The organism is Halomonas sp. FeN2 (assembly GCF_020595105.1).
GTDB classification, from domain to species: Bacteria; Pseudomonadota; Gammaproteobacteria; order Pseudomonadales; family Halomonadaceae; genus Vreelandella; species Vreelandella neptunia.
In genome coordinates this window covers 589,834-607,974 of record NZ_CP074200.1, presented here as the reverse complement: position 1 = coordinate 607,974, position 18,141 = coordinate 589,834, and the positions used below count along the sequence as shown (strand labels likewise).

Annotated in this window: 16 protein-coding genes; 10 read left to right on the top strand and 6 right to left on the bottom strand. The window is 55.7% G+C overall.

The genetic code is table 11. From position 1 onward, the window contains the following. The first annotated feature begins 2 nt into the window (after window positions 1–2). The 4 genes from KF947_RS02900 to KF947_RS02885 are packed head-to-tail and all read left to right on the top strand — an operon-like array spanning window position 3 to window position 5,642. Window positions 3–1,583: a fatty acyl-CoA synthetase gene (locus KF947_RS02900; RefSeq protein WP_227405400.1), complete on the top strand. Its 1,581-nt coding sequence runs from the start codon at window positions 3–5 to the stop codon at window positions 1,581–1,583. Between the two features lie 2 nt (window positions 1,584–1,585). Beyond that, a complete protein-coding gene (locus KF947_RS02895) occupies window positions 1,586–2,728 on the top strand; it encodes an acyl-CoA dehydrogenase family protein (RefSeq protein ID WP_227405399.1) in 1,143 nt (380 codons plus the stop codon). A 32-nt stretch (window positions 2,729–2,760) separates the two neighbouring features. Continuing rightward, window positions 2,761–3,948, top strand: a complete 1,188-nt coding sequence (bktB, locus tag KF947_RS02890) for a beta-ketothiolase BktB (RefSeq protein WP_227405398.1) — start codon at window positions 2,761–2,763, stop codon at window positions 3,946–3,948. 41 nt (window positions 3,949–3,989) lie between these two features. Then, window positions 3,990–5,642 carry a fatty acid--CoA ligase gene (locus tag KF947_RS02885; RefSeq protein ID WP_227405397.1) on the top strand — a complete coding sequence of 551 codons (1,653 nt, stop codon included), beginning with the start codon at window positions 3,990–3,992 and terminating at the stop codon, window positions 5,640–5,642. 13 nt (window positions 5,643–5,655) lie between these two features. On the opposite strand, the gene KF947_RS02880 is transcribed toward KF947_RS02885, so the two are convergent. Further along, on the bottom strand, window positions 5,656–6,669 hold the full coding sequence (locus tag KF947_RS02880; protein ID WP_227405396.1) for an AraC family transcriptional regulator: 1,014 nt from the start codon (window positions 6,667–6,669) through the stop codon (window positions 5,656–5,658). Between the two features lie 164 nt (window positions 6,670–6,833). On the opposite strand from KF947_RS02880, the gene KF947_RS02875 reads away from it, so the two are divergent. Further along, a complete protein-coding gene (locus KF947_RS02875; protein ID WP_211596558.1) occupies window positions 6,834–8,750 on the top strand; it encodes an ATP-binding cassette domain-containing protein in 1,917 nt (638 codons plus the stop codon). Window positions 8,751–8,812: 62 nt separating this feature from the next. Here the strand turns inward: KF947_RS02875 and KF947_RS02870 are convergent, their stop codons facing one another. Continuing rightward, window positions 8,813–9,265 (bottom strand): universal stress protein, encoded by a 453-nt coding sequence (locus KF947_RS02870; RefSeq protein WP_227405395.1) that lies wholly within the window; start codon window positions 9,263–9,265, stop codon window positions 8,813–8,815. Window positions 9,266–9,429: 164 nt separating this feature from the next. On the opposite strand from KF947_RS02870, the gene KF947_RS02865 reads away from it, so the two are divergent. Further along, complete coding sequence (locus tag KF947_RS02865) at window positions 9,430–9,996, top strand: hypothetical protein (RefSeq protein ID WP_022522963.1); 567 nt, start codon at window positions 9,430–9,432, stop codon at window positions 9,994–9,996. Here KF947_RS02865 and slyA read toward each other — a convergent pair. Both slyA and KF947_RS02855 read right to left on the bottom strand, forming a co-directional pair. Then, the gene (gene slyA / locus KF947_RS02860; protein WP_022522964.1) at window positions 9,975–10,427 is read right to left on the bottom strand and encodes a transcriptional regulator SlyA; all 453 of its coding nucleotides are present in this window, start codon (window positions 10,425–10,427) and stop codon (window positions 9,975–9,977) included. The two genes, KF947_RS02865 and slyA, sit on opposite strands and share 22 nt — an antisense overlap. A gap of 76 nt (window positions 10,428–10,503) precedes the next feature. Beyond that, window positions 10,504–11,658 (bottom strand): DUF5924 family protein, encoded by a 1,155-nt coding sequence (locus KF947_RS02855; RefSeq protein ID WP_022522965.1) that lies wholly within the window; start codon window positions 11,656–11,658, stop codon window positions 10,504–10,506. 310 nt (window positions 11,659–11,968) lie between these two features. On the opposite strand from KF947_RS02855, the gene fadB reads away from it, so the two are divergent. Together fadB and fadA are read left to right on the top strand one after the other, a co-directional pair. Continuing rightward, window positions 11,969–14,155 (top strand): fatty acid oxidation complex subunit alpha FadB, encoded by a 2,187-nt coding sequence (fadB, locus tag KF947_RS02850; RefSeq protein ID WP_227406268.1) that lies wholly within the window; start codon window positions 11,969–11,971, stop codon window positions 14,153–14,155. Between the two features lie 23 nt (window positions 14,156–14,178). After that, entirely contained in the window at window positions 14,179–15,357 is a 1,179-nt protein-coding gene (gene fadA, locus KF947_RS02845) for an acetyl-CoA C-acyltransferase FadA (protein WP_227405394.1), read from the top strand. A gap of 63 nt (window positions 15,358–15,420) precedes the next feature. Here fadA and KF947_RS02840 read toward each other — a convergent pair whose 3' ends face one another. Further along, window positions 15,421–16,509, bottom strand: a complete 1,089-nt coding sequence (locus tag KF947_RS02840) for a histone deacetylase (protein ID WP_227405393.1) — start codon at window positions 16,507–16,509, stop codon at window positions 15,421–15,423. Window positions 16,510–16,660: 151 nt separating this feature from the next. Beyond that, window positions 16,661–17,137, bottom strand: a complete 477-nt coding sequence (locus KF947_RS02835; protein WP_133732682.1) for a flavodoxin family protein — start codon at window positions 17,135–17,137, stop codon at window positions 16,661–16,663. 93 nt (window positions 17,138–17,230) lie between these two features. Between KF947_RS02835 and KF947_RS02830 the strand changes: the two genes are divergently transcribed. Together KF947_RS02830 and KF947_RS02825 are read left to right on the top strand one after the other, a co-directional pair. Continuing rightward, window positions 17,231–17,605, top strand: coding sequence for a thiol-disulfide oxidoreductase DCC family protein (locus KF947_RS02830; RefSeq protein WP_227405392.1), 375 nt, complete (start codon window positions 17,231–17,233; stop codon window positions 17,603–17,605). A gap of 42 nt (window positions 17,606–17,647) precedes the next feature. Next, window positions 17,648–18,124 (top strand): YbhB/YbcL family Raf kinase inhibitor-like protein, encoded by a 477-nt coding sequence (locus tag KF947_RS02825; RefSeq protein WP_227405391.1) that lies wholly within the window; start codon window positions 17,648–17,650, stop codon window positions 18,122–18,124. Window positions 18,125–18,141 lie beyond the last annotated feature (17 nt).

Below are 18,141 nucleotides of genomic sequence, written 5' to 3'. Positions count from 1 at the left end.
GCATGCCGGAAACGTCGGTTATTCAGCAAAACAGTATCGGGGCTGCTCTAAACCGCAGCGCTCGAAAATATTCTCACCAGCTGGCGCTGGTATTTGGCGAGCGCCAATGGCGCTATCAAACGCTCAACCAGGCAGCCAACCGCGTAGCCAATGGCCTGCTGGCAGCCGGGCTTACGCCAGGTGATCGGCTGGCGGTGTATGGCAAAAACTCTGATGCCTATGTCATCGCCTGGCTTGCCGCTGCTAAAGCGGGGTTGGTGCATGTGCCGATCAATTTCGCTTTAAGCAGCGATGAGCTGCGCTATATTCTTGACCAGTCGGGGGCAACTGGCCTGCTCAGCGATATCAGCCTCGCCGACAAAGTAAGTGCCGCGACCGAAGGCTTGGATCTAACCATGATGGGCACCCTGCATGCGGATCAGGGGCGGGATGCGAAAAGCTTTGATGTACTCGCTCATGCAGTTTCAGGATCCAGTAGTGAAGCGCCCAATAGTGAAAAGAGTAGCGAAGAGCCCAATGTGACGGTCGACGGTGCCAGCCTTGCTCAATTGCTCTATACCTCGGGCACCACCGCCGCGCCTAAGGCCGCGATGATGACCCATCAGGCACTGATGGCCGAATATATGGCTTGTATGGTTGAGCTGGATATTAAAGGCAGCGACGCCATGCTCGCCGCGCTGCCGCTCTACCACTCAGCACAAATGCACGTCTTTCTCATGCCAGCACTGTTGCTCGGTGCGCCCGTCTATTTGCTAGAGGCGCCGCTTCCCGAGCTGTGTTTAAGCGCTATAGCTGATCACCAGATCGCGTCATTTTTTGCCCCGCCCACGGTCTGGATCAGCCTGTTGCGCCACGCTGAATTTGATCGCTTTGATTTAAGCGCTCTAAATAAAGCCTATTACGGTGCCTCGATTATGCCGGTGCCGGTACTGGAAGAGCTTCAGCAGCGTATACCGGGCGTCGGGCTCTATAACTGTTATGGGCAGAGCGAAATAGCGCCCTTGGCGACCGTGCTGCGCCCTGAGGAACACGCTGAGCGCCCAGCGTCCGCCGGGCGGCCCATTTTGACGGTGGAAACCCGCATCGTCGATCTTGAGATGAACGATGTGCCGCCCGGCGAGCATGGTGAAATCGTCCATCGATCGCCGCAGCTCATGAACGGGTACTGGGATAAGCCGACGATGACTGAAGAAGCCTTCCTGGGCGGTTGGTTCCACTCCGGGGACGTGGGCTACTTCGATGAAGCGGGCTATTTGTACGTTGTTGACCGTATCAAGGACGTGATCAATACCGGCGGCGTGCTGGTGGCTAGCCGTGAAGTAGAGGAGGGGCTATTCAAGCATCCGGCGGTCTCCGAAGTGGCGGTGATCGGTCAGCCCGACGAGAAATGGATCGAAGCCATCACGGCGGTAGTTGTATTGAAAGAGGGCCAAGAGGCAAGCGAGGAGGAGCTGATCCATCACGCAAAAACGCTGATGGCGCCTTATAAAGTGCCTAAACACATCCTCTTTGCCGATGCGCTGCCCAAAAGTACCGCAGGCAAAATCCTTAAACGCCACCTACGTCAAGACCTTAAGGGGTAAGCATGGACGCGCAAACAACCGACCTGTTTCACGCCATGATCAAACGCTGCCTAAGCCAGGAGGTTGCCCCGTACTACGATGAGTGGGAGGCAGCGGGTGAAATGCCGCGCTCACTGTGGCGTGCATTGGGCGCTGCGGGGCTGCTCGGCATTGACCTTGACGAACAGCACGGTGGTTCAGGGGCTGATATCGCCATCACCCAGCTGGCGCTGGAAGAGCTCTCCCGCCAGGGGTTTGGTGGCCTTGCCAGTGCCTATAATATCCACGCTAATATCGTTATGCCCTACCTGCAGAACCTGGGGACAGCGGCGCAATGTGGGCGTTGGCTACCTGCCATGGCCCGTGGTGATGCGCTTGGGGCCATCGCCATGACCGAACCCCATGCGGGTAGTGATCTTGCTTCAATGAGAACTAGGGCGAAGCGCACTAGCGATGGCTGGGAGTTAAGCGGTAGCAAAATCTTTATCACCAACGGTCAGTTTGCCGACCTGGTCATCGTATGTGCCAAAACCGATCCTTCCGCCGGGTCAAAGGGCGTGTCACTGTTTTTGGTTGACACCCACTTACCCGGCTTTTCGCGGGGTAAACCGATTAAAAAGATCGGCCAGCACGCCAGTGACACCGCCGAGCTTGCCTTTGATCAAATGCAGTTGCCCCATGAGGCGCTGCTGGGTGAGGAGGGCGCCGGGTTCCGCTACCTAATGCAGGAACTGCCCCGTGAACGCCTGGGTGTTGGGGCACAGGCGCTGGGCGCCGTGGAGGGAGCGCTGGCGCTGACGTTGGAGTACGTACAACAGCGCCAGGCGTTTGGACAGCGGGTGGCGGATTTTCAAAATACCCGCTTTACCCTGGCAGAGATCAAAGCCCAGCTGGACGTGGCCCGTGCCTACTTTGAGCACTGCGTCGAAAAGTACCGCCAGGGCACCATGAGCAGCACGGATGCGGCGATTTTAAAACTGCAGCTCAGCGAACTGCAGTGCCAAGCGGTGGATCGCTGCCTGCAGCTATTTGGCGGTTACGGCTACACCCACGAGTATCCCATTTCACGCTTTTATCTGGATGCCCGAGTACAAACGATCTATGCCGGCAGCTCAGAGATCATGAAAGAAGTTGTCGCCCGCTCGCTGCTAGGCAAAGTGGCTTAGCAAGACGATGCGTTTGAACACAGGAGAGAGCCATGCGGTTGGATGATGTAGTGATTTTAGGCGGCGCACGAACCGCGATCGGTAGTTTTGGCGGTTCGCTCTCAACCAAGGCGCCGTTTGAGTTGGGGGCGATAACCGCCAAGGAGGCGTTGCGCCGTGCTGGCGTTGAGGGCGGAGATATCGATCACTCGGTCTATGGTCACATTATTACCACCGGCCCCCAGGATGCCTATCTGGCGCGCCATATTGCGCTCGAAGCTGGGGTGCCGAAGGAGGCGGGGGCCTTCAACGTCAATCGGCTGTGTGGTTCAGGTGTACAGGCGGTGGTCTCAGCCGCCCAGCAGATTGCCATGGGCGACAGCCGCTTAGCGCTGGCAGGTGGCGCGGAGTCGATGTCGCGTGGTGCCTATTTGCTGCCGCCCCAGGCGCGCAACGGCGTACGTATGGGTGATGTAAACGTTCAGGATTTAACCCTGGGTATCTTAAGCGATCCCTTTGGCAGCGGCCATATGGGCTGCACCGCCGAGAACATCGCTAAACAGTATGGCCTAAGCCGTGAGCAACTGGATCAGTTTGCCCTTGAGAGCCATCAAAAAGCGGCGCGTGCCATCGCGGAAGGCCGCTTTGACGATCAAATCGTAGCGGTGGAGGTCAGTCGCGGTAAGCAAACGGTACTTTTCTCCCGCGATGAGCATGTGCGCGATGGCGTCCAGCTTAGCGATTTGGCGCGGCTCAAGCCCGCCTTCCAAAAAGATGGCATGGTGACCGCAGGCAATGCCTCGGGTATCAACGATGGTGCAGCCACGTTAGTGCTTGCCCATGCCGATGAAGCCACACAGCGGGGCTTAGCGCCCAGAGCGCATCTTCGTGTTGCCACAACAGCAGGCGTTGAGCCAACGCTAATGGGCCTTGGTCCGATTCCGGCGGTGCAACGCTGCCTCCAACAGGCGGGGCTAAGCATTAACGATATTGACGTGATTGAGTCCAATGAAGCCTTTGCTGCCCAAGCTCTGGCGGTGGCCGACACGCTAGGTTTTCCGTTAGAGAAACTAAACCCTAACGGCGGCGCGGTTGCCTTGGGGCATCCGGTGGGGGCCACGGGGGCTATTCTGATTCTCAAAGCGCTACACGAATTGGAACGTATTAACGGTCGCTACGGCTTGATAACCCTGTGTATTGGTGGTGGGCAGGGCATCGCCCTGCTTATCGAGCGCGGCTGATCCGATTTGATTACCACAAGAACACGTTTAAAGGAGTGTTTATGCCTTCAGTAACCCCGAAAATTTTACCCGCCACGGCCTCTGCGACGAACCCCGCTTTAATGATTGGCGACCTGCTGGAGGCAGGTGTGCGCATGGCAGGCGACAATCAGATTGTCTACCGGGATCAGAGCCGTCACAGCTACGAGCGTTTTCGTGAGAGAGTGCACCAACTGGCCCATACGCTGACGTCACAGGGCGTACAAGCCGGTGACGTGGTAGCGGTGCTGGATTGGGATAGCCACCGCTATCTGGAGTGCTTTTTTGCCATTCCAATGATCGGCGCGGTACTCCACACGGTGAACGTGCGCCTGGCTCCGGAGCAAATCCTCTACACCATGGAGCATGCCGAAGACGTTTTCGTTATCGTGCACGAAGAGTTTGTGCCGCTGCTTGAGCCGCTGGCCGATAAGCTGCCCCAAGTACGTGGCTATCTGCTGTGTCAGGAGGCTCCGCAAACAATCGATACCACGCTGCCGCTGGTGGGCGAGTTTGAAGCGCTATTAAGCCAGCAGCCCATTCACTATGACTTTCCCTCCTTTGATGAAAACGCCGTCGCCACACTGTTCTATACCACCGGCACTACGGGTAACCCCAAAGGGGTTTTCTTTACCCACCGCCAGTTGGTGCTGCATACATTGAACGAGTCTAGCGCTTTCCAGGCGCCCGGTTTTGAGCTGCTCAACCGCGACAAGGTCTATATGCCCATTACCCCCATGTTTCACGTTCACGCCTGGGGAGTGCCGTATACCGCCACGCTGATGGGGGCTACCCAGGTCTACCCTGGCCGCTACGAGCCGGAAATGCTGGTCAAGCTGCTGGTTAGCGAGAAGGTCGACTTCTCCCACTGCGTTCCCACCCTGCTCAACATGGTAGTCAGCGCCGAGGCGATTGCCTCAAAGCAGGTCGACCTCTCCGGCTGGAAAGTTTTGGTCGGCGGCAGTGCGTTAACCGAGTCGCTAGCGAGCAAGGCATGGGCGTTGGGGATCGACACTCGCAGTGCATATGGCATGTCGGAAACCTGCCCGCTACTCACTGCCGATATTCTACCGCAGGATATCGGCGACGCTGATTTTGAGACCCAGCTACCCTGGCGCTGTAAAGCGGGCCTGCCGATACCATTGGTTAAACTGCAAGTGGTTGATGCGGACGGCGAGCCGCTACCCAATGATGGTAAAAGCGTTGGCGAAGTGCGTGTTCAAGCGCCTTGGCTGACCCAGGCCTACTACAAAGAGGAGAAGCGCAGTGCGGAGCTATGGCGCAACGGCTGGCTGCACACCGGGGATGTGGGCTCCCTTGATGAGCGGGGCTTTTTGACCATTAGCGACCGCATAAAAGACGTGATTAAAACCGGCGGTGAGTGGCTCTCGTCGTTAGAGCTGGAGAGCTATATCAGTCAGTGCCCAGGTATTGCCGAAGTGGCGGTGATTGGGGTCGCGGACGATAAGTGGGGAGAGCGTCCTGCTGCTTTAGCTGTCCCCGTGGATCTGAATAACCCGCCCACTATTGAAGACGTGCAGACGTTTTTAGAGCAGTTTGTGGCTCAAGGAAAGCTCAACCGCTGGGCGGTTCCCAGCATGATTCGCTTCGTCGATGAGATACCCAAAACCAGCGTGGGCAAGCTGGATAAAAAACGTATTCGTACCGAAATTTAGCCTATCGGGCTGGCTAGCGAACATTCCCCGCCGTGCGTGCTTTGCGATACGCGGCGGGCGAATTGCCTGTCCAGGTTTTGAAGGCACGACTAAAACAGGCTAGATCCTCAAAGCTCAACGCCTCCGCGATGCTAACCAGGGGCTTCTCACTACAGGTGAGTGCCTGAATCGCGACATCGCGGCGGTACTCATCCTTGACCGCTTGAAAGTGAGTGCCCTCCCTTTTGAGATGCCGCGCCAGCGTGCGTGCCGACATATGCAATGCATCGGCGGCGCTATGCACTGTGCCTGCCGTCAACAAATGGCGAGAGAGGTGTTCGCGCACGCGGTGGGTGAGCAGGCGATCTGCAAACGACACATAGAACCAGTCTGCCGGGGCGCGCTTTAGAAAAGCGCCCAGGTGTTTCTTGGTCTGTCGAATAGGGTGATCAAGGAAATCGCGGTCTATATAGATCGCGGTTTGTGCCTGCTCAAAGCGCACCGTGCCGGGGTAAAAATAGAGATAATCAGCGCTGTGTGGCGGCTGGGGGTAAGCGCACTCCATCAAAATAGGCGGTATTTTACGCGCAATCATCCACGACGCGATGCCGTGAAACAGCTTGAGCATCAGCTCATGAATCAGAGTGCGGCTGCCCAGCAAGGGCGCATGCTCTACTAGCGCCATGCGAGCGAAATCGCCTTCGAGCGTAAATGCATAGCCAAAGTCGTCGAGAAGAATACGGAAAAACTGCGTATAGCGGTGCAGTGCCACCTGCAAATTGGGCGCATCCAGCATGCTTAAACACAGCAGCTTCAGGGTGCCTCCCCGCAATGGGCGGGAAAAAAAGCCGGGCGTTTCGTCGTCCAGTTCGTTCACCAACCCGCGATACAGTTCGGCAAACTGCTCAACCGTGACGCGGCCATGGGGGGCCGAAAGTAAAAAGGGAGAAATACCCGCCCGTTCCAGGTAGCGTGTGGGCGATGTTGAGCTGTTGGGTAAGCCTTTAAACAGCTCATTTACAAAATGCATCGAGACGGTCACCGTCACGTTCAGCCCGCCTTTAAAAGTCGTTTTTTGGTTGAGATATTGTCGTTGCTGGCAAAACGGTATCACGCTGGTGATTTCCGCTCTACGATTCACCTCTATATGGTTCCCCCTCCTGGGCCGCTCATGCGTTACACTGTGCGCCTCACGATTTAGGAGGACACCGCGTGACCCTGTTACGACTCGAACAGCTGCAACTCGCCTACGGCACCCATGTACTACTCAATCGCGCCGACCTGACGGTTGAAAAAGGCGAACGGCTGGCGCTGGTCGGGCGCAACGGCACCGGCAAATCCACTCTGCTAAAGCTGGTAGCGGGGGATATCCTTCCCGATGATGGCTCAATCTGGCGAGCACCTGGCCTCAAGATAGGCGTGCTGGCTCAGGAGTTGCCCGAGTCATCTGGCCTGACCATTTTCGATATGGTCGCCCAAGGTCTGCCGGAAGCTGGGGAGCTACTCTCCGAGTACGACCATCTTATCAATGATCCAGACCCTGATATGGATCGCATGGCGACCCTGCAAACGCGTCTGGAAGCCATTGATGGTTGGTCTTTCCACCAGCGTATCGATACCGTGCTGACCCGCTTGGGCCTGCCCCCAGCGGCTGAGATGAGCTCGCTCTCCGGTGGCTGGCGGCGCCGAGTGGCGTTGGCGCGTGCCCTGGTCGCCGAGCCTGATTTACTGCTGCTCGATGAGCCTACCAACCACTTGGACTTAGACACCATCGCCTGGTTGGAAGAGCAACTGCTGGCGTTTAATGGCGCGGTGCTGCTGATTACCCACGATAGGGCGTTTCTTTCCAAACTGGCCACCAATATTCTGGAGCTGGATCGCGGCCAGCTAGGTCGCTATCCCGGCAAGTACGAAGAGTACCAGGCCCGCAAGCAGCATGAGCTTGAAGTGGAAGCCCGGGAGAACGCCGAGTTCGATAAAAAACTTGCCCAGGAAGAAGCCTGGATTCGTCAGGGCGTTAAAGCCCGGCGTACCCGTAACGAGGGCCGGGTGCGCGCGCTGGAAGCGATGCGCAACGAGCGGAGCCAGCGCCGCGAGCGCCAGGGCAATGCCAACCTGACGGTGGATCGCGGTGAGCGTACCGGCAAGCGCGTTGTGGAGCTGCAAGGCGTCACCCAGCGGTTTGGTGATGAGGTGATACTGCGCGATATCAACCTTGAAGTACTGCGCGGTGACCGTATTGGCTTCCTGGGGCGCAACGGTGCGGGTAAGACCACCCTGCTGAAAATCCTGCTGGGGGAATTGGAACCCAGTGAAGGCAAGGTACAGATGGGCACCAACCTGAAAGTGGCCTATTTCGACCAGCTGCGCGCCGGGCTTGAACTGGAAAAAACCGTTTACGACAACGTTGCCCAAGGCAGCGACCGGGTCAGCGTGGGCGGTAAAGATCGCCACGTGATGAGCTACCTGCAGGACTTTCTGTTCACCCCCGAGCGGGTGCGCCAGCCGGTGAAAGCGCTCTCCGGTGGCGAGTCCAACCGCCTGCTGCTGGCCAAACTGTTCACGCAGCCAGCTAACGTGCTGGTGCTCGATGAGCCGACCAACGACCTCGACATGGAAACCCTGGAGCTGCTTGAAGAGCTGCTGCTCGATTTCGATGGCACGCTGCTACTGGTCTCCCACGACCGAACCTTTATGGATAACGTGGTGACCAGTATGCTCGCCTTTGAAGGCGATGGCGTTGTGCGTGAGTACGTGGGTGGCTACACCGACTGGATTCGTCAGGGGGGCAAGTTGCCGCCAGCGCCTTGGGAAGGGGCGGCGCGTCAGCGTACCGAACCCACCTCAGAAGCGCCCAAAAAAGTGGCTGAAGCACCTGCCGCAACGGCCAAGAAAAGCGTCAAACTCTCGTATAATTTGCAGCGTGAATTAGATGCACTGCCCGCCGAAATCGAGCGTCTTGAGGGGCAAGTAGAGGCGCTGGAGAGTGAAATCGGTGACCCAGCGTTTTATCAGCAGGATGCTGACGCCGTTACGGCTAAGCTGCAAACGCTTGAAAAGGTGCAGAAGGCATTAGAAGTCGCGATGGAACGCTGGATGGAGCTGGAAGCGATGGCTGCTGGCGAATAAGCTTTAAAACGTTAAAAGGCGCCGTATGGGCGCCTTTTTTGTAAGCGATACAACGCAGTAGATTATTCGTCGCTTTTTTCGCCTTTTTTACCCACGCGTACCGCGAGGACATCGCATTGGGCGCCGTGAAGTACGCCGGTAGAGGTTGAGCCGAGCAGAAGGGCGAAGCCGTGGCGGCCGTGGGAGCCCACCACGATCAAATCTACACCGTGTTCTTCAGCAAAACGGTGGATTTCGGTGTCGGGCATACCCACCACGACGTGCTGGTCAGCCTCGGCAATATGTGGGGAGGCGATTTCGGCTAAGCGTTTTTTGGCGTGTTCATCCAATTGATCCTGGATGCTGGTCAAGTCCATGGGGATATCGCCACCGTAGGCGAACCCAAGCGGTTCCAGGGTATGCATAATGGAGATTTTGGCTTGATCGTTGCGCTCTGCGATCGCAACGGCACGTTCCAGAATCTTGTGGGAGTCTTTGGTTAAGTCAACGGCAACTAAAATGTGGTGATAGCTCATGGCGTATCTCCTTGGCAGTAGGTAACAAAGAGGTTCTTTGTTCAATGACCGTTACTTTAGATGGCGTGTCCTGTTTTAACAATGACTTGAGTCAAAACAGCGACCTGAGTCATGGTTTTTAGAATAGTTTATATAGTGTGGCTTATGTGGGAGGAAATGTAGAGATGGAATGGTTAATTATCGTGTTTATTATGCTGTTTGTCATTGCGCCGGTGATGTGGCTAAAGCCTAGCCCGCGTCAAAAACGCCAGCAGGCGCTGCGCACTCAAATCGCTAAACAGGGCGTCAGCATTAAACTGGAAAAGCCGCCACTACACCATTTTAGAGGTACCATGCCAGCTTATCGCTGGCACTATCCCCAGGAAGGGCCGGGGCCTGATTTTCTATTGGTAAGAGACAGCAATGCCAGTGAAGCCTTAACGCCATTTCATGCTGGCTGGCGCTGGCGGATAGCCCCTTTGAGGCCTTTACCTGATGCCGCCACAGCAGCGTTAAAAACACTGCTTGAACGCTTACCGCAAGACGCCTTGGTGGTGCAGTCAACCCCTTATGCATTGACGCTTTGGTGGTGGGAGTCGCAAACCGCGGAGCGATTCGCGACCTACCTACCTGAATTTCAGCAACTGCGGGAGGCGCTGCGTGGTCGTGCCGACCAGCCTTTCAGCCAGCCGTTAAAGGGCACTGAGAAGTCGTCTTCCAAAGTAAGCGATCAAGATACTGGGCTATCCTGATCCCGTGCTTGTATCGCTAAGCCGTTGGATTCAATCACCGCCAACCATTCGTTGAGTTGTTCGAGGTTCTCTTCGCTTAAGCCAGCGAACATCTCTTTGCGCGCTTGTTGCGCAACGCTGTCGATCTGTTCCAGCAGCGGCATAGCGGCAGGGGTAAGATAAATCCGCTTGCTGCGACGGTCGTTGTCGCAGGCTCGACGCTCAACTAAGCCTTGCTCTTCGAGCTGGCCCAAGGTGCGCACAAGAGAGGGCGCCTCAACGCCAATCGCACGGGCGAGATCGCACTGTGGATGGCCTTCGCCAAGACGCCACAGGTGGTACAGCGTCACCCAGCGTGTTTGGGTTAATCCCAAGGGCGCCAAGCGGCGATCCAAGATGGAGCGCCATAGGTGGGGCAAGCGTGCGATGCGAAATCCAATCGTTGAAGCCATAGGTAACTAGCTGCCAATAAATGTGAGTAGTCGAATTGTCATAAGCTACGCCGCTGAATGCAAGGCGCTTAAGCCTTCAATCTTCCGGTCGCGCCTCTTCATCGTTAGGTCGACCCGGCACGAACCGCCGTAAGTTTAATCCACTTAGACCACTGGCGCGTATCTCTCCATCTGCCAGCGTGGCTTCCTGAGCATCGTCTGAGACCTCAAAACGTATTAATCCCAAGCGCTGGCCAGTACCTGTCATGATATCAATGCGCCAATCGCCGCTAGGGTCTTCGGGAAAGTTTTGTTTGTGGCTCCATGCGCGGTAACCCTGCTCGCGTCCGCCATCGATATTAAGCTCCACGACATCCATTGGCACACCATTGTGATGCCAGGCATGGGTAATAGTTTCACTTAATCCACGCGGTGCCCGAATAGCGGTGTAAACATAAAGGCCATTTTCGCTGATGGCTTGCGGCGTTAACGCCATTGAGCCTTGGGGCAGGCGCTGCTCAACATTAAAGCCAGGAGAGAGCGCGCTACTGGTCATCCAGAGGCTGGCAGGCGGTACCCATATACGTCCAAGCCAAGCCCCGTAGGCGAGTAGCAGCGTCAACACAAAAAAAGCGCACCAGCGTTTGAGCGAGCGTTGCTTAAGCAAGTGCCAAAAACTCGGCAAGGCCACCAGAATGGTAATCCCCAGGGCCAGTAGCAGACTCTGGCCGGTGGTAAGGTGCACCATGATGGGGAGTGTGACCAGTAGTACCAGGAAGACGCACTGGGCATGAAAGACGAAATAGAGGCTGCGCCAGCGCTCCGCGACTTTGAAGTAGAGAGGATCGATAATCGACAGTATTGCCATGCCGCCCACCAGTAGCGCAAACAGCGTTTGTCCGCTATTCCACACGGTAGTGACTAAGATAAACGGCAGGGTGAAGAAAAGTGTCTCCTGGTGAATCATCTGGGCAATAAAGGTGGTTACGCCCCGGGTTGGTGTGGGGTGGCCCCGGCGCGACAGCCAGCGGCTGATCAAACCTTCCGAAAGCAGTAGCGTCCAGGCAAACAGTAATCCCAGTGCCAGCGCTGCGCCTAACCATTGTTGGCGATCAACTAAAAAGAAGCTGCTTAGCCCGGCAGCAAAGGCCATCGGAGGCCAAAGCCAGCTCCAGGGTTTGAGGCGTTCGACAATGCGTTCAATTCGCCGCTGAATGGCTTCAATACGCGTAGGCGTGAGCAGTGCGCCCATAACAAGATAACCTGCAAAGTAAAAGGAAGCGCGATTCTAACAGGCTGTCAGGCTTAACGCTGATCTAGTGTAAATCCGTGCTTCTGGCGTGATCCGTTACATTCATTAAGACGACGCTGTAGGAACGGATGCCGGAGAGCGCTGGTCTCAGTAAATAAGCAAATTAGCCAAAAGTCTGGGCTTGACGTTATCAGGCAACTCAACCAAGCTAAGGCAATCAAACGACCGTATGAAAGTCGTGTGGAAGCCGTATGAGAAACGTGGCGGGTTCTCTTTTCAGAGCCAGCCCGAAAATGTGGAGAGAGCGCGGATGATCTATCAAGGCAATGCCATTACGGTGACACGTCGTGACACCCCGAGTGGCAATAATATCGCAATGCTCACTTTCGATCTGAAAGATGAGTCCGTCAACAAGCTTTCCAGCGCGGTGGTCGCAGAGCTGAGCGAAGCAGTAAAAGCCATTCAAGCTGAAAATAGCTTAAAAGGTTTACTTATTGCGAGCGGGAAAGATGTGTTTATCGTGGGCGCCGATATCACCGAGTTTCACACTCTATTTGATAAAGGCGAAGCCTACCTTGAGGAGATGAATCTCAAGGTTCACGATATTTTTAACGCTATTGAAGATCTGCCGTTCCCTACCGTAACAGCGATCAATGGACTGGCTCTGGGTGGTGGCTGCGAAGTACTGCTAACCACCGATTTTCGCGTGATGGGCGACAAAGCCAAGATCGGCTTGCCCGAAACCAAGCTCGGTATCCTGCCTGGTTGGGGTGGCTGCGTGCGTCTACCGCGCATTATCGGCGCCGATAATGCCATTGAGTGGATTGCCGGTGGTACCGAAAACCGTGCCGATGCCGCGCTAAAAGTGGGTGCCGTCGATGCGGTGGTGACGGCTGAACAGTTGGAAGAGGCCGCACTGGATATTCTTGACCGTGCGAATGCCGGTGAGCTGGATTACCAGGCCCGCCGTGCTGAAAAGACCAGCCCTCTGAAGCTCAACCCGATTGAGCAGATGATGGCGTTTGAAACGGCGAAAGGCTATGTCGCTGGAAAGGCGGGGCCACATTATCCGGCGCCGGTAGAAGCGATCAAAGTGATTCAGAAAGGCGCTGGCGAAGAGCGTGGCCGTGCCCAGGCCATTGAAGCTAAAGCCTTCGCCAAGCTGGCGCTCAGCAGCGTGGCGTTTAACTTGGTGGGTCTGTTCTTGAACGACCAAGTGGTCAAGAAAAAAGCCAGCAAGTATGAGAAACAGGCGCAGCCGGTTAAGCAAACGGCCGTGCTGGGTGCGGGTATCATGGGCGGTGGTATCGCTTATCAGAGTGCCTCTAAAGGCACGCCCATTCTGATGAAAGATATCAAGGATGACGCCATTGAGCTGGGCCTGAAAGAAGCCCGTAAGCTATTTGCCAAGCAGGTAGAGCGCAAAAAGCTGACCACCGAGCAGATGTCGGAAAAGCTGACCAATATTCGCCCGACGCTCTCCTACGGAGACTTTGGCAACGTCGATCTCGTTGTCGAAGCGGTGGTTGAAAACCCCAAAGTCAAAGACGCCGTACTGACCGAAGTGGAAGGGATGGTGAGCGAAAATACCATTCTCACCTCGAACACATCGACGATTTCCATCAACCGCTTGGCGCAAAACCTAAAGCGGCCGGAAAATTTCTGCGGTATGCACTTCTTCAACCCCGTACACCGCATGCCTCTGGTAGAAGTCATCCGTGGTGAGAAGACCTCGGATGCCGCCGTTGCCGCCACCGTGGCTTACGCAAGGGCAATGGGTAAAACGCCGATTGTAGTTAACGACTGCCCGGGCTTCTTGGTTAACCGGGTACTCTTCCCTTACTTTGGCGGCTTTAGCTTCCTGGTTGAGCAAGGCGCTGACTTCCAGCACGTTGATAAAGTAATGGAGAAGTTCGGCTGGCCCATGGGCCCGGCCTACCTGCTGGATGTGGTCGGTCTGGATACCGCCGTTCACGCCAATGAAGTCATGGCGGAAGGCTTCCCAGATCGGATGGCCCGCGACGGTAAAACCGCTATTCAGGTCATGTACGACAACGACCGTTTAGGCCAGAAGAACGACAAGGGCTTTTACGCCTACGAAGAAGACAAGAAGGGTAAGCCGAAGAAAGTCACTGACGAAGCGGCTTACGCTTTAGTTAAAGAGGTGGTGAAAGAGCATAAAGAGTTTTCCGACGAGGATATTATCGCTCGCATGATGGTACCGCTCTGCTTGGAAACCGTGCGCTGCCTGGAAGATGGCATTGTGGCAACGCCAGCCGAAGCCGATATGGCGTTGATCTATGGTATCGGTTTCCCGCCGTTCCGTGGTGGTGCATTGCGCTACATCGACGCCATGGGCGTTGCAGAGTTCGTCAAGCTGGCGGAAGGGCTAGCCGACGAGTTGGGGGCACTGTATGCGCCCACCGACAAGCTGCGTCAGATGGCTCAGAACAACGAGCAATTCTATTCCAGTGACAACTCTGCCACCCAGGCCTAACCACCACGCACAGGAGATATAAGATGAGTTTGAATCCGAGAGACATTGTGGTGGTAGACGGTGTTCGTACCGCCATGGCGAAAGCCAAAAATGGTGCTTTTCGTAACGTTCGCGCAGAGAATCTCTCTGCTGCGGCTATGCAGGCGCTGTTTACCCGCAATCCTAATCTAGATCCTTCTGAAGTGGATGATGTGATCTGGGGCTGTGTGAATCAGACGCTTGAGCAGTCGATGAACATCGCCCGTAATGCGGCGATTATGACCGGCATCCCGCGTTCGGTGCCTGCGCAAACCGTTAATCGTTTGTGTGGCTCTTCGATGACGGCGCTGCACATCGCCGCTGCCAATATCAAAGCAGGTATGGGCGACTTCTTTATCATCGGCGGCGTTGAGCACATGGAGCACGTACCCATGGCTCACGGCGTTGACGTTAACCCGGCGGCCAGCAAATACGCAGCCAAAGCAGCGATGATGATGGGCCTGACTGCCGAGCTGCTGGGTAAAATGCACGGCGTTTCCCGGGAAGAGCAGGATAAATTCGGCGTCCGCTCCCACCAGCGCGCCCAGGCGGCGATGGAGAAGGGCTACTTCGATAACGAAATTATCGGCGTCGAAGGCCACGATCAACGCGGTTTTAGAGTGATGGTTCAGCGTGATGAAGTAATTCGCGGAGACTCCACGCTGGAGTCTATGGCGAATCTGAAGCCGGTATTTGATCCGCGTAACGGTACGGTTACGGCGGGTACTTCCTCGGCGCTTTCCGTGGGTGCCTCGGCAATGGCCGTGATGAGCTACGAGCGCGCTCAAGCGCTTGGCCTAGAGCCTATTGCGAAGGTGCTCTCTACCGGTGTCGCGGGTTGTGATGCGTCGATCATGGGCTATGGTCCGGTACCTGCATCTAAGAAAGCGCTGAAAATTGCAGGCCTTTCCGCGGCGGATATTCAAACTGTTGAGCTTAATGAAGCCTTCGCCGCTCAGGGGATTCCGGTGCTAAAAGATCTTGGTTTCCTGGATGCCTTGGACGATAAGGTTAACCTGAACGGTGGCGCGATTGCCCTCGGGCACCCGCTGGGTTGTTCTGGCTCACGTATTTGCACCACGCTGCTTAACGTGATGCAGCAGCGCGATACCACCCTCGGCTTAGCCACCATGTGTATTGGTATGGGGCAGGGCGTTGCGACGGTATTTGAGCGGTTGAAATAACCACTTCGCTCTTATTGCTTCAAATCGGCACCTTGCGAGGTGCCGTTTTTATTGTCAAAGCAACTATTCCGATTGAAAGGCCGTGCGGTGGAAATCCGCTGCGGCTTGGACTTCCGCAATGCCGCAGGTATCGGGCACCGGCACGGTGTTGCCCGCCAATACGGCAAGTACGGCTCTAGTGCCGTTGGCCAGTGACTCAAGGTTATAGCCGCCCTCTAATACAAACACCAAACGGCCATCGCAGTGTTGTTCGGCCAGTTTTTGCATGAATCCGGTCAGTGCGCCAAAACCTTCATAGGAAACGTTTAAGGCCAAATCGTGCCAGTGGGGGTCAAATCCTGCCGAGACTAAAATAATGTCGGGCTTGAACCACGCTGCGGCCGGGGCAAGAATATCGCGAAACGCCTTGAGGTACGCTTCGTCGCCAGCGCCAGCCGGTAACGGAACATTAATCGTGGTGCCTTCAGCTAAACCAGCGCCCACTTCTTCCAGATGGCCTGAGCCGGGATAGAAGGGTGCTGCGCGGTGAATATCGAAAAACATTACGTCCGGTTCTGCCCAGAAAATATCCTGGGTGCCGTTACCGTGATGGGCATCCCAATCAACAATTAGCACTCTTTCGCAACCCAGTGCGCTGCGCGCATGGGCTGCGGCGACTGCCACATTGTTGAATAAACAAAACCCGCGGGCGCGAACGGGCTCTGCGTGGTGTCCAGGCGGGCGCACAAGTGCAAAGGCGCTTTTAGCGCGCTTCTCCATTACGGCTTCTACTGCGGCAATGGCTGTTCCAGCGGCGACTTCGGCGGCATCGATGCTACCTGGTGAGACTGCTGTGGTATCCACATCCAACCAAGCATTCTTCCCGCGCAGGCTAAAGATATCGCTTAGGTAGGAAGTGGTATGCACCCTGGCGAGTTGATCATGGGTGGCTGCTCTGCCCCCTTCGATGTGCAGGCCCGCAATGGGCGCTTTCTCCAGCAGATGCTGTATGGCTTTTAAGCGGCCGGGGTGTTCGGGGTATTTCCATGGCACAGGAAGCCCTGCAAGCAAGTGTCGAATGCGTTTATCGATTCGTTGCGGTAGAAAGTCGGCGTCAATGTTGGGCTCGTGAGCGAGCACCCGATCATCATAGAAGGCAATGACTTTATGCATAATGGCTACCTAATGTGCGTGCGATAAGTCACAGCAGTAATTTCAAGCAAGATACTGCAGTCCTTTAATCGCACAATGGGCACGAAATGCTTATCTACAGTAAGGCAGGCTGGGCGAAGTTATACAATGTCACTTTCAAACGATGCTGCTCTCAGACAATGCCACTCTCAACACTAAATGCTAGGGTCATGCTGAGTTCTTCTACCTGATCTGCAAATGAGGGCTGCCACTCGCCGCGCAAAATGAGCGGTGGCTGTACCCACCTCCAGCGTAAGCCAGTGACGATACTTTCCACTGCGCGCTGAGTACCTGTGCCATCGTGACCCGCGCGAATATAGAGCGCGCAGGGCAACCCTTGTTTCTTTTCAATGACAGGATAGTAGCTGCGATCAAAAAAATCCTTGAGCGCGCCGCTCATATAGCCCAGGTTTTCCGTGGTGCCGAGCAGAATCGCATCGCAGGCCAGCACATCGTCTGGGCCAGCTTCCAGGGGCGCTTTTACCACGCAGTGCATCTGTTCAAGGTCAGGATGACTAGCTCCCTGGAAGGCCGCATCGCGCAGTAGGCGGGTATTTGCCGAAGGGGCATGGGCAACAATTAATAGCTGTTTTTTGAACTCAGATGTCATAGCCGTAGCCTAAGTAAGCAGTAAATATCTAAAAGTTTGCGGCCAGTGCTGGAAATGCCACACTGCTTCAGTGACTTTAAGTAGAGAGCCTATATGCCCAACAAGACCCCTATCAATGTCTTTTACGATGCGCAGTGCCCGCTGTGTCGTAAAGAGCGCCGTCGCTATGAGCGCTGGTCGGGGCGGCATGCCGCTGATATCGCTTGGCTTGATGTGAGTGAACATCATCAGGTGCTGCAGCAAAAGGGTGTCGATCCTGATATGGCGCTGCGCTCTCTACATATCGAAACGGCAGCTGGGCAATTGGTGGAGGGGATCGATGCTTACCGTTTATTAATGAAACGTATTCCCTTATTGGCGCCGGCTGCCTGGTTCATTGGTCTCCCAGGCATTAAATCGGGATTGCGGTCGCTTTATGATGTCTGGGTGAAGCGCCGCCTGAAGAAACAAGGCCGGTGGAATTGCTAGACTGTGTACGAAATACACACCCGATAAACCAAGGAGAGAAGCATGGCATTTGCACTTTCATCAATGCAGGTTACCAGCTCGGCGTTTGTTAACCACCAGGCGATCCCAGCCAAGCACACTGGGGAAGGTGAGGATGTTTCGCCGGCACTTGCTTGGCATAACGCTCCCGAGGGCACCCAAGGGTTTGCGGTGATCTGTCACGACCCTGATGCGCCGTTGGTCAAAGACGGCAGCTACGGCTTTGTCCACTGGGTGCTCTATAACTTACCCGGCGATATCCAGGAATTAACGGAAAAGACGGCGGCGGGCACTGTCGGCGCAAACGACAAAGGCGATACTGGTTATTGTGGCCCGATGCCGCCAGAAGGGCATGGTAAGCATCTTTATTACTTCTGGGTGCTGGCGCTGGATCATCAAACCTCGCTCCCTGAAGGGCTCACGCTGGCTGAGCTGCTCAAAGAAGTAGAGCCGCACCTGCTGGGCATGAACCGTTTGGTGGGTACTTACCAGCGCGATTGATCTAGCCTCTGGCTGGA

Excerpts from the sequence above, each read along its gene's own strand:
- KF947_RS02900 (WP_227405400.1), top strand. The coding sequence starts at position 3 with ATGCCGGAAACGTCGGTTATTCAGCAAAACAGTATCGGGGCTGCTCTA.
- KF947_RS02895 (WP_227405399.1), top strand. The coding sequence starts at position 1,586 with ATGGACGCGCAAACAACCGACCTGTTTCACGCCATGATCAAACGCTGC.
- bktB (WP_227405398.1), top strand. The coding sequence starts at position 2,761 with ATGCGGTTGGATGATGTAGTGATTTTAGGCGGCGCACGAACCGCGATC.
- KF947_RS02885 (WP_227405397.1), top strand. The coding sequence starts at position 3,990 with ATGCCTTCAGTAACCCCGAAAATTTTACCCGCCACGGCCTCTGCGACG.
- KF947_RS02870 (WP_227405395.1), bottom strand. The coding sequence starts at position 9,265 with ATGAGCTATCACCACATTTTAGTTGCCGTTGACTTAACCAAAGACTCC.
- KF947_RS02865 (WP_022522963.1), top strand. The coding sequence starts at position 9,430 with ATGGAATGGTTAATTATCGTGTTTATTATGCTGTTTGTCATTGCGCCG.
- slyA (WP_022522964.1), bottom strand. The coding sequence starts at position 10,427 with ATGGCTTCAACGATTGGATTTCGCATCGCACGCTTGCCCCACCTATGG.
- KF947_RS02855 (WP_022522965.1), bottom strand. The coding sequence starts at position 11,658 with ATGGGCGCACTGCTCACGCCTACGCGTATTGAAGCCATTCAGCGGCGA.
- fadB (WP_227406268.1), top strand. The coding sequence starts at position 11,969 with ATGATCTATCAAGGCAATGCCATTACGGTGACACGTCGTGACACCCCG.
- fadA (WP_227405394.1), top strand. The coding sequence starts at position 14,179 with ATGAGTTTGAATCCGAGAGACATTGTGGTGGTAGACGGTGTTCGTACC.
- KF947_RS02840 (WP_227405393.1), bottom strand. The coding sequence starts at position 16,509 with ATGCATAAAGTCATTGCCTTCTATGATGATCGGGTGCTCGCTCACGAG.
- KF947_RS02835 (WP_133732682.1), bottom strand. The coding sequence starts at position 17,137 with ATGACATCTGAGTTCAAAAAACAGCTATTAATTGTTGCCCATGCCCCT.
- KF947_RS02830 (WP_227405392.1), top strand. The coding sequence starts at position 17,231 with ATGCCCAACAAGACCCCTATCAATGTCTTTTACGATGCGCAGTGCCCG.
- KF947_RS02825 (WP_227405391.1), top strand. The coding sequence starts at position 17,648 with ATGGCATTTGCACTTTCATCAATGCAGGTTACCAGCTCGGCGTTTGTT.